Below are 18,366 nucleotides of genomic sequence, written 5' to 3'. Positions count from 1 at the left end.
GCGCCTTACCAACGCATGCGTTCCTGCTGCAGGTTCCACAGGCAGGCGGCAATCCGCAGCAGCATCTCCATCACCTGTTCAGAGCCGCTGCTCGACAGCTCCAGGCCATCGATGATCACGGCCAGTTGCGAGATGGCGTCTTCGGGCGCAGAGGCACCGCCCGTCCGCGCAATCTCGGCAATGGCGATGAGTACATCCGTGCGGTTCATGGAGCATCTTCCCCATAGCAAAAGAATCTGATGACCTGCACCGCACCGGTCCTGTGCGTCCAGTCAGCGGGGTGCCAGGGACAATTGCTTGGGGGATGAAGCCCTTGCTGGCAGGGCAGGCAGTGGCTGCGTACCTCGGTAGCCTCCTTCGAAGGCATCCCCAGCGCCGTCAGGCGCCAGCCTGAACTGGTGAACGACCTCCAGCAGGCGCCGGACCTGGTTCTTCATGCCGGTGGATGCCGACGAACTGTCGTCCACCAGCGCGGCATTTTTCTGCGTGGCGGCGTCCAGCTGCCGCACGGCTTCGCCGATCTGCGCAATGCCGCGGGCCTGCTCCTGCCCCGCATCCTTGATCTCGCTGATGAGTTCCATCACCTCGTCCACACGCTGCACGGTGCTGGCCACCCGCTCGCCCGCCTGGCCGACCAGGGTGGACCCGCGCTCCACACCACGCACACTGGCAGCAATCAGGCCCCGAATCTCGCGGGCGGCCGTGCTGCTGCGCTGGGACAGTCCACGCACCTCGCCCGCCACCACGGCAAAGCCGCGTCCCTGCTCGCCCGCGCGGGCCGCCTCCACCGCCGCATTGAGGGCCAGCAGGTTGGTCTGGAACGCGATGTCATCAATCACCTTGATGATGTCGGTGACCTTTTGCGACTGCACGCTGATCTCCTGCATGGTGGTGATCACGTCGCGCATCACACTGCCGCCCTCGTTGGCCACCTTGGCGGCCTCTTGGGCCAGCTCGGTGGCGCGGTGGGCGTTGTCCGTGTTGTGTTGCACGGTGATGGTGAGCTGCTCCATCGAGGCGGCCGTCTCCTGGAGATTGGACGCCTGCACCTCGGTACGGCGCGCCAGGTCTTCGGTGCCGCCCGCAATCAGCACGGCCTCCTGCGCCACCGTCTCGGTGCTGGAGCGCACCTCGGTGATCACGCGCACCAGCTGGTGGTTCATCTCCCGCAGGGCGCCCAGCAATTCTGCGGTTTCATCCGTGCCGCGCACATCGATCTGTGCGCTCAGATCGCCACCCGCCACCGTGCGGGCCAGCACCACCGCCTGGCGCAAAGGGCGCGAGATGGAGCGGGTGATGACCCACGCCATCGCAGCGCCCGCCACCAGGGCCAGCCCGGTGGCCGCCAGCATCCACCAGTGAATGGTGTTGCTCATCTCCCGTGCGCCGGCAAACTCTGCCGCCGCCACGTTGATCTGCAGGGCTACCAGCTTCTCGATGGCGTCCTGCACCTTGGCCGCATTGGGGCGGATCTGGTTGATATAAAGCTCGGAACCATCGTCGTACTTGCCTGCCACCAATGCCGAGGCAGCCGGGATGAGACCCTTGTCCAGGTAGGTGGCATTGGCATCGGCAAAGGCCTGCGCCAGACCGTGCTCCTCAGCACCCAGCGCCTTGCCGGAATACGCCGTCCACAGCGCGTGGATGCGCTCCACGTTGGCAGTCAACGCGGCGTGGCTGGCCTGCAGGTTGCTGGTACCCGGGTCCATCAGCATGTCCATCACCAGCACCCGGTTGCGCTGCGTCAGGTGGCTGATCTCTGCCAGCACGCCCAGGGGCACCGTGCGGTCACCATACAGCGCCGCGCTGCGCTCGGTCAGGCGCTTGGCACCGCTGATGCCCCCCGCAGCCAGTGCAGAAATCAGCAGCAAAAGCACTGCAAACGCCAGCGCCAGCCGGGTGCCAATCTTGATTTTTTGAAGCATCTGAATCTCTCATGAAGGTTCACTGGGTGGGCAGCCGGGTTCATTGCCACCGCATCAGCTGGCGCGCACGCCTTGCCAGCAAGGGCCCACGTCTGCCGCGGCTGATACTAATTGTTTCAAGTGACAAAATAATGACGATGGGATAAACATTCCCCATTCATTCCAGTGGTTAAAATCGGCGCCGCATTGACAAGCTGAGACTTCATAAATCACTCCAATGCCCCTGCCGGGCATAGGCCTATGGTCAGAATTTCACAGCCACATCCTTATTAATTAAAACCAATACACAAAAATCCATGAAATATATCTATACCGTATTCATGCTGGCACTTACACTGCTACAGGCGCACCAGGCCAGTGCACAAGCCGTAACGGGCGCGGGCTCGTCGGCCGCAGCCCCCATCTACCGCAGTTGGGCCAAGGCCTACGCCAGAGCCACCGGTTCCAGGGTGGACTACGACCCGGTGGGCTCCAGCGCAGGCATGAAAAAGATCCAGCAACAGGCCGTGGGCTTCGGCGCCACCGATGTCTACCCACCTGACAAGGACCTCATCGAACACGGCTTGCTGGCACTGCCCGTGGCCATCACCGGCATCAGCCCCATAGTCAACCTGCCCAAAGTCCAAAACGCACAGCTGCGCCTGACGGGCGAGGTGCTCAGCCGCATCTTCCTGGGTGAAATCAGCCGCTGGAATGCCCCCGAGATCACCGCGCTGAACCCCGAGACTCCGCTGCCCGACCTGCCCATCAAGGTGGTGGTGCGTGCCGACGGCTCGGGCACCACCTACAACTTCGCCGATTATCTGGGCAAGGTCAGCCCGAAATGGAAGGCTTCCCACGGTGCCAAGACCAGCATCCAATGGCCCGAAGGATTTCTGGCGTTCAAGGGGAGCGATGGGGTGGCCAAGGGTGTGCGCGACACGGCGGGTGCCATCGGCTATGTGGATTTTGGGTATGTGGCCGAATATGGCCTGGCATCGGTGCAGATGAAAAATGCCGAGGGTGTTTTTGTGAAACCCTCCATCGACGCTTTCAAATCCGCACTGGCCAACAGCGAGTGGCCAGCCACCGGGGCCTTCCACAATACGCTGACACAAAAACCCGGCAAAGCCGTGTGGCCCATCACCATGGGCACGTTTGTGGTGTTCCCCAAAGTCACTCAAAATCCAGAGCAAACCACCCTGGCCCTCAAATTCATCATCTGGTCGTTTCTCAATGGCGATACTCTCGTCCATGAAAACAATTTTATTCGATTACCAGACCGGGTTCAGGCATCGGCTTTCAAGGCAATTACCTCCATCCGCGATAAAAATGGCACTCCGCTGGGTATGAGCCTGATTTCATCGTCCGCACCCTTGCAGCAATAATCCGGCACTCATGATTTCCGCCCTTAAAATCAATCATTAGGATTTCTATTAATCTTTCACCGGCAGGCTCTGCCGCCCCCATCACCAGGCGCCGTCTTCATGGAAATCGAGTTCAAGTTCTGCATCCCCCCAGAGCGCCTGGCTGCGGTGCAGGCCGCCGCGCGCAGAGGCACACACGCGCACATCCGTATGGAGGCCCGCTACTTCGATACGCCCGATGCAGCGCTGTCATCGCGTGGCATTGCTTTTCGGCTGCGCCGCGAGGGCGACCAGTGGGTGCAGACCGTCAAGGCCCTGGGCAACGGACCGCTGGACCGCGAGGAGCACAACGTGGACCGGGGCCACGCCACAGGCCCTGCCCCAGAGCCCCAGCCTGAGTTGCACGCAGGCACCGTGGCGGGCACACGGCTGCTGGGTGCTCTGCAGGCCGCCAGCGGCCCTCTGACCGAAACCTACGGCACCGAGATGGACCGCGTGACACGGGACATCGCCTTCAAGGGCGGTGTGGTGGAGTTGGCTCTGGACACCGGCCGGGTCATCGCCCATCGCGGCACGCCGCAGCAGAAAGAGGCCCGCATCTGCGAACTGGAGCTGGAACTCAAGGCCGGCCCGCTGGCGGGCCTGGCGGCCATCGCCACCCGGTGGGCCACGCGGCATAGGCTGTTTCTGAGTACGGTGTCCAAGGCAGAGCGAGGCGAGCGTCTGCTGGCCCCGCAGTGGGCCCGGCCCGCCACCAAGGCCACCCCGATGAAGGCCAGTGGCCTCCCAAAGCACTTCCTGAACGGGCGCGCGTTGCAGCGCGCGGCAGTGGCCCATTGCCTCCACCAGATCCTGGCCAACGCCAGCGAGATCGTCGAAGGCGGGGGCGATGAAGAGCATGTGCACCAGTTGCGCATCGGCATCCGCCGCTTACGCACCGCCTTGCGCGAGTTGGCGCCGTTGGCACCCGGCGCATTCGACCCCGCCTGGGAGCCGCCGCTGGTGGAGGTGTTCCAGCACCTGGGCCAACTGCGCGACCAGGGCCAAGCCCTGCAGTCCATCGTTGCCGATCTGCGCGATGCGGGTGCGCCTGCCCTGGATGTGATTGTGGCGGCGGGGCACGCCCCCGCCCCATCCGCCGCCGCCATCGTGCGCATGCCAGCGTTTCAGGCAGCGTTGATCGCCCTCATGGCGTTCACGGCCCAGGGCGAGGACGCCCCGCCGGCAGCCGCAGAAGAAGCCCTGGACGCGAAGGACACCCGCCGCCTGCTGCACAAGCGATTGCGCCGCCTGCACGCCAAGGTGCGCCAAGGCTCCCAAGACTTTGCCGCCCTGCCGGTGGAGGAACAACACCGCCTGCGCAAGCGCTTGAAGCGTTTGCGCTACCTGACGGAATTTGTCGCGCCTGCACTGGACGCCGAGGGGGAATCGTTCCTCGCCAGCCTGCAGCCTGCGCTGAAGGCTCTGGGCCGGCTGGGCGATGAACGGGTGGCCCGCGCGCTGTACAGCGACATCGCTGCCATGGACCCGCGGGCCTGGTTTGGCATGGGCTGGCTGACTGCACGGGAGGCGTTGACGGTGGCTGACTGCCAAGCGGCGCTGGACCACATTGCCGAAGCGCCTCGCCTGTAAAAGAGCGGTAAGCACTGAGAGACAGTGACAGATATGCACGCGCTCCTTCCCCATACACGGCGCATAGATGGTCCAAACCTGTCAAGGCGTCGTGGCTCCGTAGCGACCTCTCCTGCCGACCACGGCCCTCCCCGCATTCCCGCCCCTCCCACTAGGCCGCACTGCTTAAATTCAGTTTCGTCAAAATGAAAGAACAACCACTTACCACCCAAAACTTTCAGGCTATCCCCTGACGTAGCCGCGATGGTCCGCCTTGCATCGACACCAACAGCCTGTACGGTCGTCAAGTAGACTCAGTTTCAAAGCCCATCGCTAGGGGATGAAGCTGATGAAGCATGGGAGTACGATGAATTCACTCGAGATAGATTCGCTGCAGGCATTTGTCTTGATCGCAGACCTACGCAGCTTTACCCGGGCGGCCGACATGCTGAACACCACACAGTCAGCCGTCAGCCTGAAGTTGAAAAGGTTAGAGAAACGGCTCGGCCACAAACTGGTTGAGCGAACGCCGCGGATGGTCAAGCTGTCCGCCAAAGGCGAAATATTCCTTTCTGTGGCTCGCAGGCTTCTAGACGTCCATGAAGAAGCCCTAGTGGTGTTGTCACGTGATCGGACAATATTGAAGGTAGGCATTAGCCACCACATCGTCGGCAGCGAACTCGCCGTACTGTTGCGACACATGCATTCCGCACATCCTGGCCTTCTGGTGGAAATGAGGATTTCCAGCTCGCGGGACATCGAAGCAGCCTTTGACTGCGGTGAACTCGATGCCGCACTTGTGTTGAGACACGATGAGGGACGCAGGGACGGAGAAACACTATTCGCAGAAAGCTTCGGCTGGATGGCGGCACCTGAATGGACATGGCACAAAGATGAACCCCTTCACATCGCCACTCAAGCCCACCCTTGCAGGGTACGCGCAATGGCGATAGGCGCGCTGGAGGAAGCGTCCGTTCCCTGGGTAGAAGTGTTCGTCGGAGGAGGCATTGCCACCATCGGTGCAGCCGCTCAAGCGGGGTTGGCTGTGGCGGCACTGGCCCATCGCGTTGCACCCGTCGGTACCGAGGACGTCGGCCCACGCCTGGGCCTACCCGCGCTTCCAAGACGTGAAGTGATTCTGTATTCCTCCACCACCGATAGACAGGTGCGTGCAGTCCTCAAAACACTCGTGACGGCCGTGCGGTCGCCGCTCACCTGAGCACCGAAAGTAACTTTTGCCTTATGCGGTTTCCCCCTTCTGCAGGCGGGTCACAACCATCCAGTGCAGAAATCCCGGCAACTGCAGCGAGGCAATGGCACCAAAGGCAATTTGATACGCGATCACTGGATAGCGATTCAGGCTATCGGCCCCCCAGAATTCGACAATGAGACCAAATCCACTCTGTACAGCAAACGCGCCCATGAAGATCAACACATTCAGACTAGTCGCCGCCCGGCCAGTCATCGATGACGGGACACTCTGCGAGACGATGGTGTAGTCCAAGCCCGCAACAGCTCCTACAAAAGTAAATGCAATCGTGATTGCAGGAATCAGTGGCACGATACTCAAGGCAGCGAGTACCTGAACCATGAGGAAAAGACCAATTCCGACACCCGCAACATCCATAGGTCGCATTCGGTAGCGACGTCCCAACCACTCGGTCAAGTGACCGACCAAAAGCGATCCAGCCACGATCGCTCCCATACCCCAGAAAAGATACACCGCTGCCGTCCTCGGGCTGAGGCCGCCGGCATCCTGCATCCATTGCCCCATCCAAAGCCCTTGCAGCCCAAAAGCCACTGCGTGCGATGGGAGAAGAAGCGCCACCGCCCGCTGGAATGCCTTGTTTCTATAGACCTCGGGAAGCGACTTCACCGACTGCCAAGCCGACAGGCCATTTTGAATCCGGTCGTGCGGCGCTATCAACCAGATAAGCAGCGCCGGGACTATGGTCAGGCCTGCCAGCACCAGGAACAGCTCGCGCCAAGACATGGCGCCCAGCGCCATCTCCACAGGAAGCGTAGCTGACATGGCGCCGATTCCCCCCACGGCAAGCAGATAGCCATTCATCGTGGGGCGTCTCTCCGATGCAACCCAGCCCGCCAACGCTTTGATTGCGCCCATGAAGCAGGCGGACAGTCCAAGCCCTATCAGGACCCGCGCGAGAAAAAGGCTGGTAAATGATTGACCCAGAGCAAAGAGCAGCGCACCCGAAGCAGCCACGCACAGAAGAATCGGTTGCATCCGCTTAGGCCCATATCTGTCCAGCGCAATTCCGATAGGCAACTGCGCCAAGCCAAAAGCAACGAAGTAGGCGCTCGACAACAAACCCAACTGCGCTGCGTTCAAACTCATGGAGTCCACCAGATACGGGGAGAGTACCGCGTTGATGGATCGGAAGAGAAATGAAACATAGTGCCCCAAAGCGAATGGAGCGAACACCGTGAGGTAGAGTGCTGGACTGCTCAGCCGATGTAGGGAAGGGTTGCTGCTCACAGGGCCTCCTTTGCGTTTGGATGGACGGCCCGGCCATGGCAAAGCTCCCGCGAAGCGAAAGCCTGAACGACAGCCTCGCCAGATGCGCTGGCCGCTCGGTACACATGAGTGATTTCCCCTGCGCCGGAGTCACGCATCAACGCGCCCATTCCGGCCAGTTGAGGCAGATTTTGCAACGCAAGCAGCACCAACGGCTGATCTTCGCTTGCATTTTCGAAACCATGGGTCTCCCAAGCAGGGACAAAAAGAACATCGCCCGACGCCAATGGCTGGACAATTCCGTCGTCGAGACAACACTTACCAGCCCCCGACTTCACCACATAGATATGCCAAAACGAGTGGCGATGGGGCGAGGTGCTGCCTTTTTGCAGCACCACCTGCACCACCATGGAAAGTCCGGGTGCAACTTCCCCTTTTCCTGCATCCGTGACAAGAGCGACCACCCCCCTCTCGCTGCAAGGGCTGCTTGCCGCCTGCTCTTCCAAAGATGTCCATGGCCAATGGGTATATGACTGCCGTGGTCTCGCAGCGGCTGCCAGGTAGGCATCGAACGGCATGGTCTTTTCATCTGCCACCGAAGGGCATGCACTGCCGGACGTCATGCTGTCTCGGCCTCGGGAAGGTCCGATGAACTGTCAGCCTCGGAACCGACGAGGATTTTCAACAGCTGCAACACACATGTTTCGGCATCTGCGGCCTGACGGGAAGCCATACCGGGCCGAGGGAGCGCATGCGTGTAGAAATGCGCTCCCTCGACCAGGAAGCCAGCGGCCCACATGCGCTCGTGGACAGAACCCGCTCGCCGTAGCGGTCTGAGAAGCCTGTCGATGTCGATACCGCCGGGATGGTAGGCACCATTCAAGAACGGACGCACCAGTCCCCGGCGCAGCAGGTTAGAACTGAGCAGCGAAGTGTCGGTAAGTGGTGAGTAGCTGTCCAAACGTGCAGACACCAGCACATCGAAGGGTACGCGTACCACGCCGGTTTCATAGGGCGTTTCAATCTCAAACTTCGCAGCGTCAACATTCAACACCACGCGTGCTCCAGGACCACCGCCCACGTCCAGAATTCCGGACTTCGCGAGAGCAAAGAGTTCGATATTCCGGCGAAGCGGCGGACCAAAGGAAATACGATTGGCGATGGCGTTGAACTCGTTGTTGAAGAACCTATGGGATGCCGGAGAAAGCCCCGCAAATTCAACCGCCGTTCGCAACGCCTCCCGAGCATCGCGAAGCACATCCGTAGCCGCCTTGATCGGACTGGTCAGGTTGCCCATGCGAGCGTGCTCAAGATCATTTTCGAGCCAACTCCAGAAAAATTGCTTGAACTGATCCGGGTTATCAAACACCCTGCTCCGAAGAGGCCACAAGATATCGTTGATGGCCTGCGTTTCGGCCTCGCTTGGAACAAAGGTGGCAGGGTCGACGCACTGCTTTTCAACCACACAACGGTATGCGTATGCCATTTCTTTGGTTACCAGTGGCAGGACCTGTCGCTCAAAGTCGATGCGGCGATCACCGGTATCCCGCGCCGCTCGCTCTTGGATCTCTTTGACCGCGGCGGCGGTGAAGAATGCGGCTTGGTGTTTGCCGGTCAACCCCTTTTGGTTGATGCCTCGGGCTGCAAAGGGCAAGCATGATCGGGAGAACAGCTTGATTCCAGGCTCCGATCCCGAGGGTTGGTAGACAAGTTCCCCCTCATGTTCCAAATAACGTCCGCCCCTTCCGGTTGTCAATGCGGAAATCACATCATGTGCGGTCAGCCCCAAGCCCTGGATGCCAACGGTGGCATCCGCAGAGATTGAGTCCAATCGCTCGACGGGATAAGGGGACGCAAAAAAAGCGAGCCGGCTATTGCGGGGCTGGTTGGCTGCTACGAAGTTGGCAGCCGACACATCGCCCGCAGTAGGAATGCGCCGCCCATGCCCGGTCGTTAGAAACAGAAAGTCGCTGGAAAGCTGCGAGCCATCGGCCAGGTGAACCCGAAATACTCCATCCACCTCCTCAACATCTCTCGCCACAGCACGATGGTGCCGCAGTGTGATGTTGGCCGGGAACCTGGACACCACTTGATCGTAGAACCAACCCAGGTAACCTCCTAGCAGCCTGCGAGGCAAGTGATCTGCATCCGTGATATGCGCGCCAATGCTGTCGCCCAGACAAAGAAACTGGCGGTCATGACGGCGATACCCATTGGCCCTGCACCACTCCGTCAACGAGGGCGCTCCGTTCACGGCGACCTTGCTTCCTGCGGTAAACATGGTGATCTGCGAAGCTACGGTATTCACCAGCAAGTGTTCTGGCTGATGGGCAGGGTGCGCGCCCTCCCCACAGGGATTCGGATCAACGATGTCGATGTGAAGATGGGTGGTGTCGGGCAGTATTCCTGAATGCTCCAGCAGCCGCTCAAGCATGGCAAGGCCACGCGGACCCATTCCGACAATGATCAATTTTTTCATTTCACTAGTCCTTTAGCGCGCAGATGCTCAGAGTCATGCGGTTCACTTTGGCTATCCCAACGGAAACGGGTTGGTGCAAGATGAAGAGCAACGATATTCGGCTCACCTTCCACCGTGTTGAAGACCGCCCGCACGAGGGGGTCGTGGCCGGGAATGATGTGGAAAGGACCGTCGGCCAACTGCTCGATCCGTTCGTGCGACTGAATCATGTCCGGCACACTGACAACAATCGGAAACGGCCGCCTGGATCGCAAGTTGTCCCAGTAATGCGATGCGTCGCTGGCCAACACGACCCACCCTCTCTGAGTCGCCACCCGCACCACCTGAAGCCCAGGCGTATGCCCACCTGCCTGGTGAAGTTCAATGCCAGGGAAGAGCTGTTTACTCCCCTTGACAAAGCAAAGGCGCCCCTCAAAAAGACGGAAGATGGCCTGAGACACATCTTGCGGTTCGAAAGGCCCGCGCATAGCGCTATGGCACATGCAGCGCCCCGTGCAAAACGCCATCTCCTCCTCTTGAACATGAAATTTCGCAGCGGGAAACGCATCGAGATTCCCGGCGTGGTCATAGTGCATGTGGGTAAGGACCACATCCTTCACCGAATCGATATCTATATCCAGCTTCTTCAACAGCGTGGCAGGCTCATCAAAGTACGTACGACCTCGCTTGTGCGCCAGTGCGGGCTTGAAGCCCGTATCCACAACAACGGTTCGCTGACCGTTGCGAATCACCCAAAAGTAAAAATCCAGTGGCATGCCCTTGTTGTCATGAGGATCATGGGCGAGGTAGTTTTCAGAACTGCGGCGTGCCTCATGTGTTGCGTAGCGCAACGCATAGATCTCGTAAACCTCGCCTGTCGTCTTGCTACCCTGGCTCATAGGATGGAGCCCTCCTCAACCACTGAATGCCGGGAAGTTTCAGCATGAGATGCAAGAGGAATCACACGCCGTCCTGTCGAGTCCTCAGCTCCCGCCTCGAAAAAGAATTTGCGCTCGCCAAATGCAGGAACCAGATGATCAAGCCACGTAGCTTGTGGATCGAACTTTGCGAAGAACTGACGCCCTACCCAACTAGCATTCCGCGCTTGGAGAAACTGCAAGGCAAAGACCTTTTCACCCGCCAGTTCAAGGATTCCGTTGACCAGCACCTTGCCAGGAAAAGCGCTCATGGAAGGGCCACGTACCGTTCTGGCGAGGCCAGAGACCTGGCGGTAGGCCGCCTGAAACACCTCGTATGCGGTGGCGAGCGGCAGCTTGAAATAGTCGCTCGGCCCTGTATCGCGCTCTACGAACATGTAGTAAGGGATCGCGCCCAGCTTTACACCCAAGGTCCACAGCCGCACCCAAGCCGCTGGGTCCGTATTGATGTGGCGAATGAGCGGTGCCTGGATTCGCACTGTTGCACCGGTGCCAATGATTCGCCGCAACGCTTTCTGAGCAATCTCTGGCTCCAGTTCATTGGGATGGTTGTAATGCGCCATGAGCGCAAGATTGCGACCCGAGGCAACTACGGACTCGAATACCCGCAGCAGGTCATCCGAGTCTTTGTCGCTGACAAACCGCTGTGGCCAATACGAAACAGATTTGGTACCGATTCGAATATTCTGAATGTGAGCAAGCTCTGGACTCAGCAAAGGCGTGATGTATTCGGCAAGCGAACGCGCATTCATGACCAACGGATCGCCACCGGTGATGAGCACGTCAGTGACTTCGCGGTGCCGCTTGAGATATTCAACGAGTTGATGGCTTTCCCTGGCATCGAACTTGAATTCATCCATACCGACGAACTGAGGCCAACGAAAACAAAACGTGCAATAAGCGTGACAGGTCTGCCCAGAACTGGGGAAAAACAGTACCGTTTCACGGTACTTGTGCTGAATTCCTTGTAATGGGACCCCTTCAAGATACGGGACATTGTGCGTCATCTGTCCAGCAGGATGGGGATTCATACGTAGCCGAATGCTCCTGACAAGTTCAGAAATCCTTTCTTCAGCTTGGTTTGCACATATCAAGCTGTGCAATGACTCATACTCAGCCTGACTCAACATATCCCTGTGGGGAAATGTCAATCTAAATATTGGATCATCATTCGAATTATTCCAATCTATCAATTCACTCAGGACATATTGATTCACCCTGAAGGGCATCACCCGTCCCACCACATCAATCGCCTCACGCTGCTCTGCCGATAACCTCTCCCACTCGGGTGCCTGGCGAATAGTCTGCCGCGTGTACGGTTTGAATTTGCTGCAAGTCTCTCCCACTGTAGCCCCTCCTCATCAAGTTGTCACAATATTTTCAACCTCTCAGCCGCAGCAAAAATCACATCGCTGCCGATTAGTTTCGCAACTTTATATGTGCACAAAAATATGAACAGCCCATTGGCACGATTTCTGTGATAACTGATGGAAATGAATGAATTTAGCAATAAGCAAATCAGCCAAAGGAATATGACAAGCCGTCGCGAGGGATGCCCAGAGCGAATCTCACTGCCAATCGCGCAATATTCGATGCGACGGGAAACCTCGGGAGAACACCATCGTTGCAGGCGACGGTCGAGTCCATCACCCAGAAGATCAGATGCGTGCCCCAAAGACTGTAGGGACGGGCCAAGCGCGCCAAGGAAGACAGCGGACCCGCGCGGTCCAACAGATGAAGAAGTGGAAGATCTGGGATTGCGCCGGACATACGAGACATTGACACCGGAGCCATTGACCATGAAGGCCTGCAAGAAAGCCTTGAGGCACCTTGCCGACATGCCCCGCCTGCGCAAAGCGGGCAAGCGTTGAGAGCGGTGGCTGCAGTAGACGCGCCGTACCCCCATCGCGGGGCACAGCGGGGTTCCCAAGCTGGCACGGCACAATGGGTCCATGACGGTATCTCCCCCTTCCCAGCGCCCCCACCCGCCTTCGCGCACCGCCCACCGCAGCACCCCCGACAAAGACCAGATCGCCCTGCTGGAACCTTTCGAGCGCCTGGGCACGGACCGCATCAGCCTCGTTGCCACCCCAGAACAGGCCGACAAGGCCTGTGATGCCCTGGCAGCGGCCAGCGCCTGGGGGTTCGACACCGAATCCAAACCCACCTTTGTGCAGGGCGAACAGTCCGACGGGCCCCACATCGTGCAGCTGGCCACGCTGGAAACCGCCTGGGTGTTCCAGCTGCACGACCCCGGTTGCCGTGCCCGCGTGGCCGAGCTGCTGGCCCTGCGCGGCGTGACCAAGGCGGGCTTTGGGCTGGGGGATGACACCAAACGCATCCAGCACAAACTGGGTGTGCAACCAGCCGATGTGCTGGAGCTCAACACCGTGTTCCGCCAGCGTGGTTACCGCAAAGACATGGGCGTGAAAGGCGCCGTGGCCGTGCTGTTCAACAAGCGCTTCATCAAGTCCAAGAAAGCCGCGACATCGAACTGGGCCAACGCCCGGCTGACTGAGGCCCAACTGGTCTACGCAGCCAACGATGCGTGGGCAGCGCTGCGGGTGTTCAACGCGCTGGAGGGCTCTGCCACGCATCAAGGCGTATAGCCAGGCAGCAGCCATTTACTATCAAAATAATAGCTTCTAGCGCTTACCTATCAAGCGCTAGCAGCCAATTTTTCTTAGATTCTGGCCGCACTCACCTCACAAACGCGCCGCCAGCCTCGCCGCCTGATCGATAGCACGCTTGGCATCCAGCTCGCCCGCTTCCAGCGCGCCACCAATTCGGTGCGGCTTGCGGCCGGCAGCCTCCAGTTCCTGCGCCAGGCTGAAGAGGGGCACCTGCCCGGCGCAGAGCACCACGGTATCGCACGCAATCCAGGTGGGGTCTTCGCGCTTGTCGCCGTATGACACCAGCAGGCCCTCGTCGGCAATGCGCTCGTAGTTCACGCCGCTCACCATCTGCACCTGTTTCATCTTGAGCGTGGTGCGGTGGATCCAGCCCGTTGTCTTGCCCAGGCCCGCGCCGAGCTTGCCCTTCTTGCGCTGCAGCAGCGTCACCTGCCGTGCGGGGGGCGTGACGCGCGGGCCGCTGGGCGCCAGACCACCGCGCGCCTCGGCCGGGTCGGTGATGCCCCACTCGGCCTTCCAGGCGAGCAGATCGAGCGTGGTGGAAGGGTGGTCGCCATGTGTCAAGAATTCCGCCACGTCAAAGCCGATGCCGCCCGCGCCGATGATGGCCACGCGCTCACCCACCGGCTTGCCATGGCGCAGCACGTCGATGTAGCTCAGCACCTTGGGGTGGTCCTGGCCGGGGATCTTCGGGTCGCGTGGCTCCACACCAGTGGCAATCACCACCTCGTCATAGCCCGCCAGGTCGGTGGCCAACACGCGCTGGTTCAGGTGCAATTGCACGCCTGTGTCCTCCACCCGCGTGGCCAGGTAGCGCAGCATTTCGTGGAACTCTTCCTTGCCCGGAATCACCTTGGCCATGTTGAGCTGACCACCGATAACGGGCGCGGCGTCGAACAGATGCACCTCGTGCCCGCGTTCGGCGGCCACGGTGGCGGCGGTCAGGCCCGCAGGCCCCGCGCCCACCACGGCGATGCGCTTGCGTGACGAAACCGGGCGGTACACCAGTTCGGTCTCGTGGCAAGCGCGCGGGTTCACCAGACAGCTGCTGGTCTTGTTCTGGAACACATGGTCCAGGCAGGCCTGGTTGCAGGCGATGCAGGTGTTGATGCGGTCGGCCCGGCCTTGCGCAGCCTTTTTCACAAACGCCGCATCAGCCAGCAGTGGCCGCGCCATCGACACCATGTCAGCACAGCCATCGGCCAGCACCTGCTCGGCCACCTCGGGCGTGTTGATGCGGTTGGATGTGACCAGCGGCGTGGTGATGCCCGCCGCCGCGAACTCGGCCTTCATCTTTTGCGTGACCCAGGCAAACGCTGCGCGCGGCACGCTGGTGGCAATAGTGGGCACCCGCGCCTCGTGCCAGCCGATGCCGGTATTGACGATGTTGGCCCCGCCCGTAGCGACGGCCTTGCCCAGGGTGACGATCTCGTCCCACGCACTGCCGCCGGGCACCAGGTCGATCATCGACAGGCGGTAGATGATGATGAAGTCCTTGCCAACGGCCTCGCGCATGCGGGCCAGGATCTCCACCGGCAGGCGCATGCGGTGGCTGTAGTCACCGCCCCAGGCGTCGGTGCGCAGGTTGGTGGTTTGCGACAGGAACTGGTTGATGAAATAGCCCTCCGATCCCATCACCTCCACGCCGTCGTAGCCCGCCTCGCGCGCTTTCACGGCACAGTTCACAAACGCACGAATTTGCCGCTCCACCCCGCGCGCCGACAGCGCGAACGGTGTGAACGGCGAGATGGGCGACTGCAGCCGCGAGGGCGCCACCGCCAGCGGATGGTAGGCGTAGCGCCCCGTGTGCAGGATCTGCAGCGCGATCTTGCCGCCCGCAACGTGCACCGCGTCCGTCACCACGCGGTGGCGTTTGGCGGCGCCCGAGGTCGCCAGCGTGCCCGCAAACGGCTTGGCCCAGCCCGCGATGTTGGGCGCAAAGCCGCCCGTCACGATCAGCCCCACATCGCCCTCGGCCCGCTCACGGAAGTACGCCGCCATGCGCGAGAGGTCGCGTCCGTCCTCCAGGCCCGTGTGCATGGAGCCCATGAGCACGCGGTTCTTGAGGGTAGTGAACCCCAGGTCCAGGGGGGCGAGCAGGTGCGGGTACAAAGCGGCGCCGGGCATAAAGGCAGCGGCCGCAGGGGCGGCAATGGAGGAAGAATGCATGGAAGGAGCGTGGGCTAGAAGTATTTTCTAGAACTTTATTCTAGAATCCAGTTCCATGGCAAGCCGCAATTCCCCGCCTCCCACTTCATCCTCTGCCGAAGCCCCCACCGACCGCCGCCAGGACATCCTGAACGCCGCCCTGGCCTGCGCGGCCGAAGGGGGCGTGGACGCGGTGACCATCGACGGCGTGCGTGCGCGCTGCGGGGCCAGCGTGGGCAGCATTTATCACCACTTTGGCAACCGCGACGGCATCGTGGCGGCGCTGTTCTTTGACATCTTTCACGACCAGTCTCGCAGCGTGCAGGCGCAGCTCGATGCCGCCCAGGGCGTAGAGGCGGGCGTGCACGCCCTGGTCACCGGCTATCTGGACTGGGTGGTGGCGCAGCCAGAGCGGGCCCGGTTCATGTTCCAGTCCCGGGGCGCCGTGGCCGCTGGCCAGCGCACGCCCGACCTTGCCGAAGCCGCGCGGCGCCGCAACCAGGCGCTGGTGGCCTGGTTCGAGCCCCACCGCCAATCGGGCGCGCTGCGCAACCTGCCGTGCGAGCTGATGCCGTCGCTGGTGATGGGGCCGGTGCAGAGCTATTGCAGGGCGTGGCTGTCAGGCAATGCAGGCCAGGGCGGCCTGCCCTCGCCCACCACGTACCGCGCAGAGCTGGCGGACGCAGCGTGGCGGTCCGTCAGGGCGTAGACCGAGCGATCCGATCAGTAATGCGGCGGCAGCTCGTCGCGCAGGTTGCGCGGGCCGTTCGAGCCACCTTCGGGCGCCTGCTGGCGCAACTGGATGACCTCGTGCGTCAACCGGTCGATCAGTTGCTGCTGCTGGTAGATGGTCATGTTCAGCTGGTCCAGCAGGTCTTCGGTAAAGCTGGCCTTGATCTCCAGGCTTTCCAGGCGCTGGAGAACGTTGGCGAGATCGTTGGCGTCAGACATCGACGCTTCAGATGGCCTGGCCCAGGCGCGCCACGCCTTCGCGGATCTTGTCCACATCGGCCGTGGCGAACGACAGGCGGAAGGTGGCGTGGTCGGGGTTGGCGCAGAAGAACGGCGTGCCGGGCACAAAGGCCACACCCTTTTCAATCGCGCGCTTGGCCAGCACATTGCCGTCAGCCATCTTGCCGCCAGCACCCGTCAGGCGCGCCCACACAAACAGGCCGCCCTGGGGCTGCACAAACTCGATGGCGTCCCCCAGCTCCTTGCGCAGCGCATCGCCCATGGCCTGTGCGCGCTCGGCGTACACCTTGCGCACATGGGCCAGCGTGCCAGGCATGCGGCCGGCCTTGAGGTACTGCGCGGCCGTGGCCTGGGCAAAGGTGCTGGTGTGCGCGTCGCTGAACTGCTTGCACATGGTGGCTTTGCCCAGCAGCTCGGCCGGGGCAATCATCCAGCCCACACGCAGGCCGGGCGACAGCACCTTGCTCAAGCTGCCGCAGTGCACCAGCAGATCGCGGCTGCCGGGTACGGTGGCCGACAGGTTCAGCAGACTGGGGGGCGGCGCGTCGCCAAAGTACAGGTCGCCATAGGGGTCGTCTTCGACGATCAAGGTGTTGTGCTTGACGGCCATCTCCAGCACGGCCTTGCGGCGCTCCAGGCTCAGCATGGCGCCGCTGGGGTTGCCAAAGGTGGGGATCAGGTAAACGAATTTCGGCTTGTGCTCGGCGATGAGCTTTTCCAGCTCGTCGGTCTTCACGCCGTTGCCATCGATGGGCGCGCTGATGAGTTCGGCGCCATACAGGCGAAAGCACTGAATGGTGGCCAGGAAGGTCGGGCCTTCCACAATGACCTTGTCGCCGGGGCTGATGAGCGTCTTGCCCAGCAGGTCCAGCGCCTGCTGGCTGCCGGTGGTGACGATGAGGTTGTCGGCTGCCACGTCCTTCGCGCCCTTGCTGGCCATGAAGGCGGCCAGTTGCTCGCGCAATGGGTTGTAGCCTTCGGTCGCACCGTATTGCAGCGCGGCGCCAGGTTCTTCGGCCAGGGCGGCGTTGCTGGCAGCGCGGATGCCCTCAACGTCGAACATCGCGCTGTCCGGAAAGCCACCTGCAAAGCTGATGATGCCGGGCTTGCCCAGCAGCTTGAAGAGTTCGCGGATGGCGGAGGTTTCTACGTTGTTCAGGCGGTCGGCGAATTGCATGGCGTGGGCAGGAGTTGGTGGCAAATGATTCCGCATTGTCGCCAATTGGCGTGCAGGTTTCCTGCGGCTTAGACTGCGGGGGCAAAAACCTGGCCCACCGCACAACTACCGAGACCAACTATGCCCCTCGAAATCCGTCAGTTGCCCCGCATGCGCCTTGCCTATATGCGCCAGACAGGCCCTTATGGCCCCTCGCTCACGCAACTTTGGGAGCGGTTCGGCCGCTGGTGCGAAGCAAATCGTTTGAGCGAGCCACGCCCCAAGTACTACGGCATCAGCCTGGACAACCCCGCATGCACCCCGCCCGCGCAATGCCGCTACGACGCCTGCGTGCAGGTGGGCGTGGGCCTGCGCACCGGCACCGAGGCCATGATCCAGGACTTTGCCGGTGGCGATTACGCCTGCCTGCGTTTCGTCGGTACCGGGCCGGAGATTGGCGCGGCCTGGGCCAGCATGATGGCCCCGGGCCAGATCCCCGCAGGTTGGGAAGCTGCCCCTCGGCCCGCCATCGAGGTCTACGACGAAGTCTTTGCCGTCAACCCCGCCACCGGCGCGTTCCCCTGCTGGCTGTGCCTGGCGGTGCAGCGCACCCACTGAGGCAGTTCGTTCTAACCCTCGCGAAAACGATGCAGGCGCGGGCGCAGCCCCGCATGCCCCAGTACATAAACGACACACCCCGCCC

General features: G+C 61.3%; 16 protein-coding genes. 6 read left to right on the top strand and 10 right to left on the bottom strand.

What is annotated here, in order from left to right:
- Positions 1-5: 5 nt before the first annotated feature.
- Both KW832_RS07720 and KW832_RS07715 read right to left on the bottom strand, forming a co-directional pair.
- The gene (locus KW832_RS07720; RefSeq protein WP_055402288.1) at positions 6-209 is read right to left on the bottom strand and encodes a hypothetical protein; all 204 of its coding nucleotides are present in this window, start codon (positions 207-209) and stop codon (positions 6-8) included.
- Between the two features lie 63 nt (positions 210-272).
- Positions 273-1,925, bottom strand: coding sequence for a methyl-accepting chemotaxis protein (locus KW832_RS07715; RefSeq protein ID WP_218299442.1), 1,653 nt, complete (start codon positions 1,923-1,925; stop codon positions 273-275).
- A 320-nt stretch (positions 1,926-2,245) separates the two neighbouring features.
- Between KW832_RS07715 and pstS the strand changes: the two genes are divergently transcribed.
- The 3 genes from pstS (at position 2,246) to KW832_RS07700 (ending at position 6,101) form a co-directional block, all read left to right on the top strand.
- The gene (gene pstS, locus KW832_RS07710; protein ID WP_255577569.1) at positions 2,246-3,292 is read left to right on the top strand and encodes a phosphate ABC transporter substrate-binding protein PstS; all 1,047 of its coding nucleotides are present in this window, start codon (positions 2,246-2,248) and stop codon (positions 3,290-3,292) included.
- A gap of 99 nt (positions 3,293-3,391) precedes the next feature.
- Positions 3,392-4,903, top strand: a complete 1,512-nt coding sequence (locus KW832_RS07705; RefSeq protein WP_218299440.1) for a CYTH and CHAD domain-containing protein — start codon at positions 3,392-3,394, stop codon at positions 4,901-4,903.
- Between the two features lie 346 nt (positions 4,904-5,249).
- Complete coding sequence (locus KW832_RS07700) at positions 5,250-6,101, top strand: LysR family transcriptional regulator (RefSeq protein ID WP_218299439.1); 852 nt, start codon at positions 5,250-5,252, stop codon at positions 6,099-6,101.
- A 21-nt stretch (positions 6,102-6,122) separates the two neighbouring features.
- Here the strand turns inward: KW832_RS07700 and KW832_RS07695 are convergent, their stop codons facing one another.
- From KW832_RS07695 to KW832_RS07675, 5 genes are read right to left on the bottom strand one after another with little or no spacing between them, the layout of a single operon-like run.
- On the bottom strand, positions 6,123-7,379 hold the full coding sequence (locus tag KW832_RS07695) for an MFS transporter (protein ID WP_218299438.1): 1,257 nt from the start codon (positions 7,377-7,379) through the stop codon (positions 6,123-6,125).
- A complete protein-coding gene (locus KW832_RS07690; protein WP_218299437.1) occupies positions 7,376-7,981 on the bottom strand; it encodes a cupin domain-containing protein in 606 nt (201 codons plus the stop codon). The genes KW832_RS07695 and KW832_RS07690 overlap by 4 nt, the downstream gene beginning before the upstream one ends.
- Entirely contained in the window at positions 7,978-9,837 is a 1,860-nt protein-coding gene (locus KW832_RS07685) for an FAD/NAD(P)-binding protein (protein ID WP_218299436.1), read from the bottom strand. Before KW832_RS07685 ends, KW832_RS07690 begins: the two co-directional genes overlap by 4 nt.
- On the bottom strand, positions 9,834-10,715 hold the full coding sequence (locus KW832_RS07680; protein WP_218299435.1) for an N-acyl homoserine lactonase family protein: 882 nt from the start codon (positions 10,713-10,715) through the stop codon (positions 9,834-9,836). The genes KW832_RS07685 and KW832_RS07680 overlap by 4 nt, the downstream gene beginning before the upstream one ends.
- The gene (locus tag KW832_RS07675; RefSeq protein ID WP_255577630.1) at positions 10,712-11,983 is read right to left on the bottom strand and encodes a KamA family radical SAM protein; all 1,272 of its coding nucleotides are present in this window, start codon (positions 11,981-11,983) and stop codon (positions 10,712-10,714) included. The genes KW832_RS07680 and KW832_RS07675 overlap by 4 nt, the downstream gene beginning before the upstream one ends.
- A gap of 723 nt (positions 11,984-12,706) precedes the next feature.
- On the opposite strand from KW832_RS07675, the gene KW832_RS07670 reads away from it, so the two are divergent.
- Positions 12,707-13,363 carry a 3'-5' exonuclease gene (locus KW832_RS07670; RefSeq protein WP_218299433.1) on the top strand — a complete coding sequence of 219 codons (657 nt, stop codon included), beginning with the start codon at positions 12,707-12,709 and terminating at the stop codon, positions 13,361-13,363.
- A gap of 96 nt (positions 13,364-13,459) precedes the next feature.
- On the opposite strand, the gene KW832_RS07665 is transcribed toward KW832_RS07670, so the two are convergent.
- The gene (locus tag KW832_RS07665) at positions 13,460-15,514 is read right to left on the bottom strand and encodes an NADPH-dependent 2,4-dienoyl-CoA reductase (RefSeq protein WP_218299758.1); all 2,055 of its coding nucleotides are present in this window, start codon (positions 15,512-15,514) and stop codon (positions 13,460-13,462) included.
- 97 nt (positions 15,515-15,611) lie between these two features.
- Between KW832_RS07665 and KW832_RS07660 the strand changes: the two genes are divergently transcribed.
- On the top strand, positions 15,612-16,244 hold the full coding sequence (locus tag KW832_RS07660; RefSeq protein ID WP_218299432.1) for a TetR/AcrR family transcriptional regulator: 633 nt from the start codon (positions 15,612-15,614) through the stop codon (positions 16,242-16,244).
- Positions 16,245-16,258: 14 nt separating this feature from the next.
- On the opposite strand, the gene KW832_RS07655 is transcribed toward KW832_RS07660, so the two are convergent.
- Together KW832_RS07655 and KW832_RS07650 are read right to left on the bottom strand one after the other, a co-directional pair.
- Positions 16,259-16,486, bottom strand: a complete 228-nt coding sequence (locus KW832_RS07655) for a SlyX family protein (protein WP_015014770.1) — start codon at positions 16,484-16,486, stop codon at positions 16,259-16,261.
- A gap of 7 nt (positions 16,487-16,493) precedes the next feature.
- Positions 16,494-17,684, bottom strand: coding sequence for a PLP-dependent aminotransferase family protein (locus tag KW832_RS07650; RefSeq protein ID WP_218299431.1), 1,191 nt, complete (start codon positions 17,682-17,684; stop codon positions 16,494-16,496).
- 120 nt (positions 17,685-17,804) lie between these two features.
- Here KW832_RS07650 and KW832_RS07645 point away from each other — a divergent pair, with 120 nt between their 5' ends.
- Positions 17,805-18,281, top strand: coding sequence for a GyrI-like domain-containing protein (locus KW832_RS07645; protein ID WP_218299430.1), 477 nt, complete (start codon positions 17,805-17,807; stop codon positions 18,279-18,281).
- Positions 18,282-18,366: the final 85 nt, after the last annotated feature.

This window comes from Acidovorax sp. sif0632, from assembly GCF_019218805.1.
GTDB lineage: Bacteria > Pseudomonadota > Gammaproteobacteria > Burkholderiales > Burkholderiaceae_C > Acidovorax > Acidovorax facilis.
The sequence above is the reverse complement of the archived record's forward strand: the minus strand, read 5'-3'. Positions and strand labels throughout refer to the sequence as shown.